The organism is Clostridium cochlearium (assembly GCF_900187165.1).
Taxonomy (GTDB): Bacteria; Bacillota; Clostridia; order Clostridiales; family Clostridiaceae; genus Clostridium_G; species Clostridium_G cochlearium.
This window is the reverse complement of record NZ_LT906477.1, coordinates 2,174,553-2,189,575: the sequence shown is the minus strand read 5'-3', so window position 1 is coordinate 2,189,575 and position 15,023 is coordinate 2,174,553. Positions and strand designations below refer to the sequence as shown.

Sequence of the window (15,023 nt, the reverse complement as noted above, 5' to 3'; positions counted from 1 at the left end):
ATGGATAAACTAAAAGTTCATTCAAAATTTCAACCTAAAGGTGATCAGCCTAAAGCTATTAAAAGTATTTCAAAGGGAATATTAAGAGGAGAACAATATCAAACTCTACTAGGAGTAACTGGATCTGGTAAAACTTTTACCATGGCAAAAATAATTGAAGAAGTTCAGAAACCAACGTTAGTATTAGCTCATAACAAAACATTAGCCGCTCAGCTTTGCTCTGAATTTAGAGAGTTCTTTCCAGAAAATGCTGTTGAGTATTTTGTTTCTTACTATGACTATTATCAACCAGAAGCTTATGTAGCGCAAACAGATACATATATTGAAAAAGATGCTTCTATAAATGATGAAATAGATAAATTGAGACACTCTGCTACCTCAGCATTATTAGAAAGAAGAGATGTTATTATAGTTTCTTCTGTATCCTGCATATATGGACTTGGTAATCCAGAGGAGTATAAGAATTTGACTATATCTTTAAGAGAGGGTATGGAAAAGGATAGAGATGAAGTATTAAAGAAACTTGTTGAAATACAGTATGAAAGAAATGAAATAAATTTTGTAAGGGGAACCTTTAGAGTTAGGGGAGATGTACTAGATATATTTCCAGCATCTTCATCTAATACTGCAATAAGGGTAGAATTTTTTGGTGATGAAATAGAAAAGATTAGAGAATTCGATTCTTTAACTGGGGAGATTATTGGAAAAAGAAATCATGTATCCATATTTCCAGCTTCTCACTTTGCTACCTCAAAGGAAAGGTTAGAAGTAGCAATTAAAAATATTGAAGAGGAACTAGAGGTTAGAGTAGAAGAATTCATAAAGGAAGACAAACTTTTAGAAGCACAGAGGATAAGACAAAGAACAAATTTTGACATAGAAATGATGAGAGAGTTAGGATATTGTAGTGGCATAGAAAATTATTCTAGAATATTGGATGGAAGAGCTCCTGGCACTCCACCGCAAACTCTTTTAGATTATTTTCCAGAAGATTTTTTGTTATTTGTAGATGAAAGCCATGTAACATTACCTCAAGTTAGGGGTATGTATGGTGGAGATAGATCTAGAAAAGATAATTTAGTAAACTATGGATTTAGACTTCCTTCTGCCTATGATAATAGGCCATTGAAATTTGATGAATTTCAATGTAAATTAAATCAGGTGGTTTTTGTAAGTGCCACTCCAGGGGACTTTGAATTAGAAAAGTCTTCTAATGTAGCGGAGCAAATAATAAGACCTACAGGACTTTTAGATCCAGAAATTATTGTTAAACCAATAAAAGGACAGATAGATGATTTATATACAAATATAATGGAAACAATAGAAAAAGGATTTAGAGTACTTGTAACTACATTAACTAAAAAAATGGCAGAAGATTTAACCGAGTACTTTAAAGAAATGAATATAAAAACAAGGTATTTACACTCAGATATAGATACAATTGAAAGAATGAAGATAATAAGAGAATTAAGATTAGGAGAATTTGATGTTTTAGTTGGAATAAATTTACTTAGAGAAGGATTGGATATACCCGAGGTTGCATTAGTAGCTATATTAGATGCAGATAAAGAAGGATTTTTAAGATCTGATAGATCATTAATTCAGATTATAGGAAGAGCTGCTAGAAACTCAGAAAGTAAAGTAATAATGTATGCAGATAATATAACTAAATCTATGGATAGGGCTATAAAAGAGACTAATAGAAGAAGAATTATTCAAATGGAATATAATAAAGAAAATAATGTAGTTCCCAAAACTATTATGAAAGATATAAGAGATGTTATAGAAGCTACAAAAGTAGTAGAAGAAGATGTAGAGTATAATAGTTTAGAAGAGGCAATTAATGCTGATAATGAGAATTTAGAAGAATTAATATCTAAATATGAAATTGATATGAAAAAAGCTGCATCGGATTTAGAATTTGAAAAGGCAGCTCATTATAGGGATATAATTCAAAAATTAAAAAAACAGCTATTAAAAAATTAAAATTAGGGGGTTATTTCTTCAATAATTATTTTGAGGTGATAGCTCCCTTATGATTTTTTATATAAAATTAAATTTACAAATATTTAGTTTGACAATGATTAATGCTAACTTTAAAATAGAGTTAAGCAAATGTATGTTTGCTTTTAGAGAATGTTTAACTATATAAGGAGATAATTATGAGAGATAAAATAGTTATAAAAGGAGCAAAAGTACACAATTTAAAAAATGTAGATTTAGAAATACCAAGAGATAAATTTGTAGTATTTACTGGTTTATCAGGATCTGGTAAATCGTCATTAGCTTTTGATACATTATATGCAGAAGGACAAAGAAGATATGTAGAATCTCTGTCGGCATATGCTAGACAATTTTTAGGGCAAATGGATAAGCCAAATGTAGAATATATAGAGGGACTTTCTCCAGCTATATCTATAGATCAAAAAACTACTAGTAAAAATCCACGTTCTACAGTGGGAACAGTAACAGAAATATATGACTACCTTAGATTACTTTATGCTAGAATAGGAAAACCTCATTGTCCTAAATGTGGTAAAAAAATACAACAACAAACAGTAGATCAAATGATAGATAAGATATTGCAGATGCCACAAAGAACCAAAATACAAGTTTTGGCACCTATCATAAAAGGAAGAAAAGGAGAGCATGTTAAAGTAATAGAAGACATTGTAAAAAACGGATATGTTAGAGCTAGAATAGATGGAAAAATTATAGATTTGCAAGAAGAGAATGTAAAATTAGAGAAGAATAAGAAACATACAATAGAAGCAGTTATAGATAGAATAATAATAAAGCCAGATATAAGAAGTAGGTTAGCGGATTCTATAGAAATAGCTTTAAAATTATCCGAAGGAGTAGTGATTATAAATGTTATTGATAAAGAAGATATTTTATTTAGTGAAAATTTTGCATGTATAGATTGTGGTATAAGTATAGATGAAATATCACCTAGGTTATTTTCTTTTAACTCACCTTTTGGTAAATGTGATTACTGTGATGGATTAGGTACATTATTAGAAATAGATGAAAAATTAGTAATACCAGATAAGAAAAAAAGTATATTGGAAGGTGGAATTTTACCTTGGGCTAATACTGTGCTAAATGAGGATTCATGGACCTTTAGCATATTAAAAGCTTTATCTAAGAAATATAACTTTTCATTAAGTGTTCCAATAGAAGAGCTAGATGATAAAATATACAATATGTTATTATACGGAACAAAAGAAGAACGAATTAGAGTAAGACATAAAAAGGATGGTAGAGTTGTAGATTTCAATCATACTTTTGAAGGATTAATGAATACGTTAAAAAGAAGATACATGGAGACAAATTCTAATTACATAAAAGATAATATAGAAAACTATATGAGTGATAATTTTTGCCCAAAATGTAAAGGGGCGAGATTAAAACCAGAGGCATTAGCGGTAACTGTTGGAGGAAAAAATATATTTGAGTTCTGTAAAATGTCTATAAAAGAGGAATTGAAATTCTTATCAGAATTAGCACTTTCAAATAAGGATAAAATAATTAGTGATCAGATATTAAAAGAAATAAAGAACCGATTGCAGTTTTTAATAGATGTAGGATTAGACTATTTAGATTTATCTAGAATGTCAGGGACTTTATCAGGTGGAGAGGCTCAAAGAATTAGATTAGCTACTCAGATAGGATCCAGTCTTGTAGGAGTTTTATATATTTTGGATGAACCTAGTATAGGACTGCATCAAAGGGATAATGATAGACTTATAGCGACTTTAAAGAAGTTGAGAGATTTAGGAAATACATTAATAGTTGTAGAACACGATGAAGATACAATGAGAGCTGCGGATTATATTGTAGACATAGGACCAGGAGCAGGAGAACATGGTGGAGAAATTGTAGCAGCTGGAGATTTAAAAACTATAATGGAAACCAAAAACTCTATAACTGGACAATATTTAGTAGGTAAGAAAAAAATAAATATACCAGAGAAAAGAAGAGAAGGAAACGGCAAATATATAACTGTAAAGGGAGCAAAGGAAAACAATTTAAAAGAAATAGACGTAGAATTTCCACTTGGAACTTTTACTTGTATTACAGGGGTATCAGGTTCTGGTAAGAGTACGTTAATAAATGAAATACTGTACAAAGGTGTAAATAAAAAATTGAATAATAGTAAAGAACATCCAGGAGCTCATAAAGAAATATTAGGAGTAGAGAATATAGATAAAATAATTAATATAGATCAAAGCCCTATAGGGAGAACACCAAGATCTAATCCTGCTACATATACTGGAGTTTTTGATGGAATTAGAGAAGTATTTTCAAATACAACGGAGTCAAAAATGAAAGGATATAAACCTGGAAGATTTAGCTTTAATGTAAAGGGTGGAAGATGTGAAGCATGTAAAGGTGATGGAATTATAAAGATAGAAATGCAATTTTTATCAGATGTTTATGTTCCTTGTGAAGTATGTAAAGGGAAAAGATATAATAGAGAGACTTTAGAAGTTAAGTATAAAAATAAGAATATAAGTGAAATATTAGATATGACAGTAGAAGAAGCTATAGATTTTTTTACTAATATACCTAAAATAAAAAATAAATTGCAGACATTAATGGATGTAGGATTAGGATACATAAAATTAGGTCAGCCTTCAACTCAACTATCAGGAGGAGAAGCTCAAAGAATAAAATTGGCTTCAGAGCTTTCAAAGAGAAGTACAGGAAAGACCTTGTATATATTAGATGAGCCAACTACAGGACTACATATAGATGATGTAAATAGGCTTATAGATATTCTTCAAAGACTTGTGGATGGAGGAAATACTGCTATAATAATAGAACACAATTTGGATGTTATAAAATCAGCAGATTATATAATAGATTTAGGACCAGAAGGAGGAGTAAAAGGAGGAGAAGTAATAGCAACAGGAACACCAGAAGAAATCAGCAGGAATATACATTCCTATACGGGACATTATTTAAAAAAAATGCTATAATTTATTTTAGACTAGCATAAATATTGAAGATGCTAGTCTTTTAATATAATATTTGTATATATTATTAAATATATAGTAAAAAAGAAGGTGAAACTATGCTTTTAAATAAAATTAATAGTATTATAACAATTATAATGATAGTAATTATTTACTTAATAATTTTTACGGCCCTTAGAATAATGAATAAAGATATAAAATCAGGAAATAAAGGTAAAAGAGATAGAAGGAAAGTGGTGGGACTTGAAATATTAGAACCAGGGTATAATTCAAGTTTTAAAAAAGGTGGAGTTATTCCACTTAGAAGAGAGTTAAGCATAGGAAGAAATGCACAAAACACATTTATAATAGATGATCCATATATATCCTCATTCCATGCAAGAATCTATCTTAGAAATAATAATTATATAATAGAGGATTTAGGAAGCACTAATGGTACAATTGTTAATAATACAAAGATAAATGGAAAAAAGTATTTAGAATCTGGAGATATAGTTAAATTAGGAAATACTGTACTAAAGTTTATTGATTAAGTAATTAGGTGGTGACACTATTTGAAATCCAGTAGAGATGAAAGAAAATTATTACTTTTAACTTATTTATTATGTATAGTGGGATTTTTGAATCTAGCTATGTTAAATAAGGACTTTGATAAGGGTGCTATTGCTATGGGAGCAGTTACCTGCCTATTAATAGGATATTCTTATTTCATAATAAGAAAGTTCTTTTCTGACGGAGATAAGTTTATATTTATTTTTTCTAGTATATTAGCAATAATAGGAATAATAATGTTGTATAGATTAGACAAAGCTACGTCTATAAAACAAATAATATGGTTTGCTGTAGGAGTTACAACATTTATACTAATAGTTGTAATACTACCAGATTTAAAAAGTTTTAGTAAATACAAGTATCTATATATGATATTAACTATAGTTTTTATGAGTATGGGTACACTTTTTGGAAAGGTATTATATGGAGCTAAAAATTGGGTAAACATAGGCGGCTTTGCTTTTCAACCTTCGGAGTTTGGTAAACTATTTTTAATAGCTTATTTGGCTTCATCCTTAAAAGATTATAAGAATTTCAAACATCTAATAGAACCAGCTATTATAGTTATGGTATCTTTAGGATTTATGGTGCTTCAAAGAGATCTAGGAAGTGCATTAATGTTCTTTGGAATATCAGTAACTATGCTTTATATGGCTACTTCTAAAATAAAATATGTAGCAACTTGTTTTGGACTTTTTGGTATAGGAGCTTTTATAAGTTATCATTTATTTGACCATGTAAAGTTAAGGTTTTTAATATGGAAAGATCCATGGCCTTATGCTACAGATAAAAGTTTTCAGGTTGTTCAATCGTTATTTGCAATTGCATCAGGAGGACTTTTAGGAGTAGGTTTGGGAAAGGGATTCCCAGAATATATACCTGTAATAACTACAGATTTTATTTTTTCTATAATATGTGAAGAGCTAGGCATGCTAACAGGTTTTTCTATAATTATATTGTATATTCTTTTATTTTATAGATGTATGAGAGCAGCATTATATGCAGATGATAAGTTTTCTAGACTTATGACAGTTGGATTTAGTTCTATGATAGCATGTCAAACATTAGTTATAGTAGGTGGAGTAATTAACATGATACCTCTTACAGGCATAACATTGCCTTTAGTAAGCTATGGAGGAAGTTCTATGTTAAGTACATTTATTAGTTTGGGAATAATTCAGAAAATATCAGAAGAGGGCAGATAAAATGAATGATATTTCAAATAATATAAAAAAAGTAATGATAGTATTTCTTATATGTTTTTTAGGATTATTTATGTATATAACGTATTTTGAAATATTTGTTGGACCTAAAATAGTATCTAGTCAATACAATAGAAGAATATGGGCTAAAAAGAATGAAGTTCTAAGAGGAACTATATATGATAGGAATAATAAAGAAATAACTAAAAGCATTAGAATAGATGCAAAAACTCAAAAAAGACAATACATAGGAGGAGAAGCTTTTGCTCATGTATTAGGATATATAAATCCTCAATATGGTATAACAGGTATAGAGAGAAGATATGATGAACAACTTTCCAGCACTGATTTTAAAGAAGATATAAAAAATATATTTAAAATAGAACAAGATGAAGTTAAAGAGAAATATGGAAACAACCTAAAGACAAGCTTGGATTTTAATTTACAGCAGAAGGCGTATGAATTATTAGGAGATAAAAAAGGAGCGATAGTAGCACTTAACCCTAAAACTGGAGAAGTGTTAGCATTGGTATCAAAACCTTCATATAATCCCAATAATCTTAAAGAGATATGGGAAGATGTAAATAAAAATGAAAACAGACCTCTTTTAAATAGAGCAACTTCTGGATTATATCCACCAGGATCTATATTTAAAGTAGTAACTTCTGCAAGTGCATTACAAAATATAGATGGATTGATGAGTAAAATTTTTGTGGATAATGGAAGTTTGGTTTTTAATGAAACACAATCATTAAAAAATTATGGAGGAGCTGCTTTGGGTAGCATAAATTTTAGAACAGCCTTTATAAGGTCTAGTAATGTAGTTTTTGGACAATTGGGATTAGATTTAGGAAATAAAAGTCTTAAAAAAACTGCAGAGGACTTTTACTTTAATAAGGATATACCTTCTCCAGATATAGCTATAGAAAATAGTAGATTCCCAGTTCTTAAAAGTTATGAAAAAGGAAATATAGCACAAAGTGCAATAGGGCAGGCCTCTTTATTGGCTACACCAATGGAGATGGCTCTAGTATCTAGTACTATAGCTAATGATGGAATAATGATGAAACCATATATAGTTAAAGAGGTAGTTAATAATAAAGGAATAACTATAGATAAAAAAGATCCAGAATCCTTAGGAGAAATTATAAGTAAAGATGTTGCAACTATAATTAAAGATCTTATGGAAGCAGTAGTTTCAGAAGGAACAGGAGGAAATGCAGCTGTTGAAGGTATAAGAGTTTGTGGAAAAACAGGAACAGCGGACCATAAGGAAGGAGGATATGGATATTTACCTCATTCATGGTTTATGGGATTTGCACCTTATGAGGACCCTCAAATTGCCATTGCAGTTATAGTAGAAGAAGGAGGTCAAGGAGGAGGAATAGCTTCTCAAATAGCTTCTCAAATAATAAGAACAGCACTATATAAATAAAAAGAAAGCGGGGATTGTATTGAAAATTCAAGAATTAGAAAACTTAAATAATGGAGAAAGAGTTGAATTTAATGCATTAATAAGCGACAAAAAAACTGGTTGGAAAAAAGATGGCAGTCCCTATTTAATGTTAGTTATGCAAGATAATACGGGAACCATAGCTTTTCCAGTATGGGATAATTATGAAAATTTGAATTCTCATATAAATATAAATTTAGTAGTTAATATTAAAGGAATAGTTACAAGATTTAATGGAAACATACAAATAAGGAATCCAATAATTAATATAGTTAACGAAGAAATAGACTATGGTCTTTATGTACCAGAATATGATATTCCAGAAAGTTTAATAGAATATTTTAATAATATAGTAAATAATTTAGAAGAAAAATATAAAAAAATAGCCATAGGTGCTACTGGAGCAAATGGATATAATGAAAAGAGATGGAAGGATTTCTTAAGCTGTGTAGCAGCTGAAAAATTTCATGGCAATAAACGGGGCGGACTTTTTCTTCACACTGTTGGAGTTATGAAGACTATAGAAAGTATATTAAAAGATTATGTTACTAATCCTTTTTATATGAATGCTGATAATGTTATAGATAAAGATAGACTTATGTTAAAAGCTATAGTACATGATATAATGAAAATAAAAGAATATGATTTTGATGGAATAATTAGAAGAAAAGATATAAAAATGGATCACTTAGTTTTAGGAGCAGCATATATAAGACAGATAAATGTAGAAATGGGTAATCCTTTAACAGAAGAAGATTTAGATGATATTTGTTACTCTATATTAGCTCACCATGGAGAATATGGAAATTTTGAGCCTAAAGGGATAGAGGATGTATTGTTGAATATGGCAGATATTGTAGATAGTCAAATTGTAAATGCCATCGAAAATAAAATATAGTAGGGAAGCTATGAAAGGTAAAACTCATTTAGGAGTAGGAATAGTCACATCTATAGCTCTATATGAAAAGTTATCTCTTGATTTTAATATAATATCATTAGGAGTAGTGGCTGTGGGGTCCTTATTGCCAGATATAGATCATCCTAAAAGCATGATAAACAAATATATTCTACCTTTTAAAAATAAATTTACTAAAGTTATAATGTACATTTGTATAGGTATAATTTTCTTATGGTATAGTATGACTAGTGGTGGCATACCCCATATAAAGGCTATAGGAATACTTTTTATTTTTATTGCCATATCTTCACATAGAAATGGTCTTACCCACAGTTTAACAGGTATGATTATGTTTTCTGTTATAGCAGGATACATTGGTAATATATATAATATACACAATATAATATACTATTTTATGATTGGATATGGTTCCCATCTATTATGTGATATGGCTACTCCACGAGGAGTGCCATTGTTTTATCCTTTTAAGGATGGAAATATAAAATTACCTATAACAGTTAGAACCAATTCTAAGGCAGGAAATATATTAGAAAATTTAATTGTAATATTAGGATACGGATACATAATATACAGATTACCTAATATTATAAAGTTATAAAGTTAAATAATAATGGAGGAATAGATGTTTGATTTTGAGTATCAGTTAAAGATGTTACCAGATAAACCTGGGGTTTATTTAATGAAAAACTCACTTGATGAAGTAATATATGTTGGAAAAGCAAAAATACTAAAAAATAGAGTAAGACAGTATTTTCAACAGTCTAAAAATCATTCAGAAAAAGTAAAGGCTATGGTAAGCAATATTTCTGAATTTGAATATATAATTACAGATTCAGAGATGGAAGCATTAATATTAGAGTGTAATTTAATAAAAAAATATAAACCTAAATATAATATATTATTGAAAGATGACAAAGGCTATCCATATATAAAAATAACAATAAATGAAGATTTCCCAAGAGTTTTTATTAGCAGGACTATAGCCAAAGATGGTAGCAAATATTTTGGACCTTATACAGATTATTCAGCGGTAAGGGAAACTATAGAGCTTATAAAAAAAATATTTCCCATAAGAAGTTGTAAAAGATACATAAAAGAGGGAGATAGGCCTACAAGACCATGTTTGAATTATCATATAAAATTATGTTCAGCGCCTTGTGGAGCACATATCTCAAAACAAAAGTATGCTTTAATAATAGAAGATATAATACAATTATTATCAGGAAAAGATAAAAATATAATAGATAAATTAGAAAGTGAAATGAAAGAAGCTTCTAATAGTCTTCAATTTGAAAAAGCCGCATCCCTTAGAGATAAAATTTTTGCAGTGAAAAAGATAACGGAAAAGCAAAAGATCATAATGGGAAACTTTCAAAATGATGACTATATAAACATAGTTAAAGATAAAGAAGATAGTTGCGTTCAGATATTTTTTGTTAGAGAGGGCAAAATAATGGGGAGGGAACATTTTATTTTAGAACATACTTCTGATGAAAGAGAAGACAAAATAATATGTGAATTTATAAAAAATTTCTATGGTGGGACCGCATTTGTTCCTAAGACTGTATATGTTCCACATATAGAGGATAAATTCCTATTAGAACAATGGCTTACCATAAGGAGAGGTTCAAAGGTGGAGATAAAAGTTCCCAAGAGAGGAGAAAAAAAAGAACTTCTAAATTTAGTTAAAAAAAATGCAAAACTTACCTTAGAACAATTTAAAATAAAATATCTTCAAGATAAAGCTTTGCATGAAGTAGCATTAGAAGAGTTAGCTAATGTATTAGGATTTGATGATATACCTAATAGAATAGAAGCCTATGATATATCAAATATTCAGGGAGTAGATTCTGTAGGGAGTATGGTAGTATTCGAAAATGGAAGAAGTAAAAATAGTGATTATAGGAGATTTAAAATAAAAACAGTAGAAGGTGCTAATGATTACGATAGCATGAGAGAAATACTAAGAAGAAGATTTAAAAGAGGCATAGAAGAAATTCAACAAATACAGCAGAAAAATTTAAAATTTAGTTCAGGTAAGTTTTCAGCTTTTCCAGATTTAATATTGATAGATGGTGGAAAAGGTCATGTGAATGTAGCCTTAGAGGTATTAAAAGAACTTAATATAGAAATACCAGTGGCTGGCATGGTTAAAGATGATAGTCACACCACTAGAGGTATTATATATAATAATACTGAGAAGATTATTTCATTAGATAGTAATGTGATGAAACTAATTACAAGAATACAGGATGAGGTACACAGGTTTGCAATTAGTTACCATAGAACTTTGAGAAATAAAAGGGTTTTAAAATCCATATTAGATGATATACCTAATATTGGAACTGTTAGGAAGAAGGAACTTTTGAAGAAATTTGGAAGTATAGAAAATATAAAAAAAGCTTCAGTAGAACAATTGTTAGAAACTCCATCTATGGATAAAAAATCTGCATTGAGTATTAAGGAATTTTTTACTCCAAATCAATTACAATAAATAAGGTAATAATTGAATAGTATTTCAATTATTTGATAAAAATGATAAATAAATATAAATTTTAATGTATTGCCTAAGAAGGACTTATACATTATACTTATTTATGATACAAAAAATTAAAGTTCAAGGAGATAAGGAAATATGAACCAATACAAGGATTTTATTTCGGATTTGATTAAAAACTTAAGTTGTGAAAATGTGAAAACCAATGAACTTATGAAAAACCACACTTCTTTCAAAGTAGGGGGCCCAGTAGATATATTAGTTACTCCCGAATCCTATGAACAGGTTCAATATACAATCAAGCATTCAAGAAAAAATAATGTGCCTTATTTTATAATGGGCAATGGATCAAATTTGCTTGTAAGAGATGGAGGAATTAGAGGTTTAGTAATAAAGTTTTGTAAACTAAATAAAGTTAGAGTAGAAGGAAATAGAATAATAGCTCAAAGTGGAGTGCTTCTTTCAAAAGTATCAAATATAGCAGCCAAAAATAATTTAGAGGGATTTGAATTTGCTAGTGGAATACCAGGAAGTATAGGTGGTGCACTTACCATGAATGCTGGAGCATATAATGGAGAAGTATCACAAGTTGTGGAAAGTGCATTAGTTTTAGATAAAGACGGAAATATACTAAATTTATCTAAAGATGAATTAGAGTTAGGCTATAGGGCCAGTGCTATATTAAAGAATGGGTATGTAGTTTTAGAAGCAGTTTTAAAACTTAGAGAAGGAAATTCTAAAAATATATATAATAGAATAAAGGAATTAACAGAGAAAAGAAAAACAAAACAGCCTTTAGAATATCCATCAGCGGGAAGTACTTTTAAAAGGCCTGAAGGATATTTTGCAGCTAAGCTTATAGAAGAAAGTGGATTGAAAGGGAAAAATGTAGGAGATGCAGAAGTATCTCAAAAGCACTCAGGATTTATAATAAATAAAGGTAATGCTAGTGCAAAAGACATACTAAATTTAATAAACATAGTACAAGATACGGTAAAAAGTAAATTTGATGTAGAATTACACACTGAAGTTTTGATTATAGGAGAAGACAAGTTAAATTAGTATATAAGTTAGGGATAAACAATATATCCTTAACTTTTCTTTTTATAATCTATATTAATAAATTCAATAATATTTTATAATGTATTTAAAGATTAATTTACATTGGCAGAAATAAATTAGCATAAGGAGGATAAAATATGAGATTTGTAATTGTAACAGGTCTATCAGGTGCAGGAAAGACACAAGCTATAAGGAGTTTAGAAGACTTAGGATATTTTTGTGTGGATAATTTACCACCAACATTAATACCTAAATTTGCAGAAGCTTGTTATAAAACTGATGGAAGAATAAATAAAATAGCTCTTGTTATAGATATAAGAGGTGGAGAATTTTTTGATGATTTATTTGAAAGTCTAAATTACATAAAAGATCAAAATTATAAGTATGAAATATTGTTTTTAGAGGCATCAGATGAAGTTTTAGTAAAAAGATTTAAGGAGGCTAGAAGAAATCATCCGTTATCTTTATCTGGAAGAATATTGAATGGCATAGCATTGGAGAGAGCTAGATTAAAAGAAGTTAAAGATGTAGCCAATAATATAATTGATACTTCTAAATTTACTAATATGGATCTTAGACGAGAGATTACAAGAATATATGGAGATGAAGATCAAGTAAAAGCTCAACTAACTATAACAGTGGTATCTTTTGGATTTAAATATGGTATACCATTGGATTCAGATTTATTGTTTGACGTAAGGTTTTTACCAAATCCTTATTACATTCCAGAATTAAGAGGTTTTTCAGGAAATGATAAACCTGTTTATGATTATGTATTAGAATTTGAGCAAACAAAAGAATTCATATCTAAATTAGGAGATATGTTGGAATTTTTAATTCCTCACTATACTAAAGAAGGAAAAAGACAACTAATTATATCCATAGGTTGCACAGGAGGAAGGCATAGATCAGTATCAATTGCAAACTCAATATATAAATTATTAGAAAAAAATGGCCATAAAGTTAATGTGGATCATAGAGACATATATGAGGATAATAATAAAGGCGGTAAAAAACTATGAAATTGATAGATTGGCTGAGACCTGGAATAAAGGTAAAACGATGGGTTTTACTTGCCATTATGGGAATACTTCTTATAGCTTTTGGTTTACTTGAATTTGTTAATCATCACTTATATAGTATTTATTATATAGCTTTTTATATATTTTTAATATTAATAGGAATATTTGTTATATACATTTCTGCATCTCAGGGAATGAGATCTATTATTGCACTTATAAATAAAGGATATATAAATGTTTCTCTTGATTCTAGAAAGTTAGAAAATTTAATATATGAAAAGAGATTATTAATAAAAGGACCTAAAATAGTAGTTATTGGTGGAGGTACTGGATTATCAACAATGCTAAGAGGGTTAAAATACTATACTTCCAATATAACAGCAATAGTTACTGTAGCAGATGATGGTGGAGGTTCAGGAGATTTAAGAGAAGATTTAGGCATACTTCCTCCAGGAGATATAAGAAATTGTATATTGGCATTATCAGATACAGAACCTTTAATGGAGGATCTTTTACAATATAGATTTAAAGATGGAAGACTAAAGAATCAAAGTTTTGGAAATTTATTTTTAGCTGCTATGGACGGAATATCAAATAATTTTGAAGAGGCTATAAAAAAGGTAAGTTCTGTATTGGCGGTAACTGGAAAGGTTGTTCCTGTTACTTTGGATAATATGGTACTCAAAGCAAAATTGAAAAATGGTAATATTGTAAAAGGTGAATCTAATATACCAGAGGAAGTTATAAAGCAAAAAAGCAGAATAGATAGAATGTTTATAGAACCAGAATATGCTAAAGCAGTTGATGATGCAGTAAGTGCCATAAGAGAAGCAGATGCTATAATATTAGGACCTGGTAGTTTATACACTAGTGTTATACCTAATTTACTTGTAAAAGATATTTCACGTGAATTAGAGAAAAGTCATGCTTTAAAGATATATGTATCCAATATAATGACACAGCCAGGAGAAACAGAAGGATATACTGTATCGGATCATATAAAGGCCATATTCAATCATAGTAGAAGTGGTATAATTGATTATGTAATTGTTAATGTAGGAAAGATAGAAAAAAATATAAAAAATAAGTATTGTGAAGAAACTTCTCATTTAGTAGAAATTGATGAGGAAAATATAAGAAATCTAAATGTGAATATAATTGGAGCAGATTTTGTGAATACTAAAAACGGTGTAGTCAGACACAATTCAGAGAAGTTGGCATCTATATTAATTGAAACTATAATGGATAAAAAACTATTATATGATAGAAAGAAGATAATAGAATATTTCTATTTATCTGAAAGATTAAAAGAAAAAAACAAGAAATAGGAGAAG

11 protein-coding genes are annotated in these 15,023 nt (G+C 29.0%); all 11 read left to right on the top strand.

Translation table 11 applies throughout. From position 1 onward, the window contains the following. A complete protein-coding gene (gene uvrB / locus CKV72_RS10690) occupies positions 1-1,986 on the top strand; it encodes an excinuclease ABC subunit UvrB (RefSeq protein WP_089863298.1) in 1,986 nt (661 codons plus the stop codon). A gap of 176 nt (positions 1,987-2,162) precedes the next feature. After that, positions 2,163-4,985 (top strand): excinuclease ABC subunit UvrA, encoded by a 2,823-nt coding sequence (gene uvrA, locus CKV72_RS10685; protein WP_095178250.1) that lies wholly within the window; start codon positions 2,163-2,165, stop codon positions 4,983-4,985. A gap of 95 nt (positions 4,986-5,080) precedes the next feature. Continuing rightward, positions 5,081-5,515, top strand: a complete 435-nt coding sequence (locus tag CKV72_RS10680) for an FHA domain-containing protein (RefSeq protein ID WP_095178249.1) — start codon at positions 5,081-5,083, stop codon at positions 5,513-5,515. A gap of 21 nt (positions 5,516-5,536) precedes the next feature. After that, positions 5,537-6,739 (top strand): FtsW/RodA/SpoVE family cell cycle protein, encoded by a 1,203-nt coding sequence (locus tag CKV72_RS10675; RefSeq protein ID WP_089863304.1) that lies wholly within the window; start codon positions 5,537-5,539, stop codon positions 6,737-6,739. A 1-nt stretch (position 6,740) separates the two neighbouring features. Next, positions 6,741-8,171 carry a peptidoglycan D,D-transpeptidase FtsI family protein gene (locus CKV72_RS10670; RefSeq protein ID WP_095178248.1) on the top strand — a complete coding sequence of 477 codons (1,431 nt, stop codon included), beginning with the start codon at positions 6,741-6,743 and terminating at the stop codon, positions 8,169-8,171. Positions 8,172-8,190: 19 nt separating this feature from the next. After that, positions 8,191-9,087 carry an HD domain-containing protein gene (locus tag CKV72_RS10665; protein ID WP_095178247.1) on the top strand — a complete coding sequence of 299 codons (897 nt, stop codon included), beginning with the start codon at positions 8,191-8,193 and terminating at the stop codon, positions 9,085-9,087. A gap of 10 nt (positions 9,088-9,097) precedes the next feature. Beyond that, positions 9,098-9,706 carry a metal-dependent hydrolase gene (locus tag CKV72_RS10660; protein WP_095178246.1) on the top strand — a complete coding sequence of 203 codons (609 nt, stop codon included), beginning with the start codon at positions 9,098-9,100 and terminating at the stop codon, positions 9,704-9,706. 24 nt (positions 9,707-9,730) lie between these two features. Next, a complete protein-coding gene (gene uvrC, locus CKV72_RS10655) occupies positions 9,731-11,602 on the top strand; it encodes an excinuclease ABC subunit UvrC (RefSeq protein ID WP_095178245.1) in 1,872 nt (623 codons plus the stop codon). 141 nt (positions 11,603-11,743) lie between these two features. Further along, on the top strand, positions 11,744-12,667 hold the full coding sequence (gene murB / locus CKV72_RS10650; protein ID WP_095178244.1) for a UDP-N-acetylmuramate dehydrogenase: 924 nt from the start codon (positions 11,744-11,746) through the stop codon (positions 12,665-12,667). A 137-nt stretch (positions 12,668-12,804) separates the two neighbouring features. Continuing rightward, complete coding sequence (rapZ, locus tag CKV72_RS10645) at positions 12,805-13,689, top strand: RNase adapter RapZ (protein WP_095178243.1); 885 nt, start codon at positions 12,805-12,807, stop codon at positions 13,687-13,689. Beyond that, positions 13,686-15,017 carry a gluconeogenesis factor YvcK family protein gene (locus CKV72_RS10640; protein WP_089863316.1) on the top strand — a complete coding sequence of 444 codons (1,332 nt, stop codon included), beginning with the start codon at positions 13,686-13,688 and terminating at the stop codon, positions 15,015-15,017. Before rapZ ends, CKV72_RS10640 begins: the two co-directional genes overlap by 4 nt. Positions 15,018-15,023: the final 6 nt, after the last annotated feature.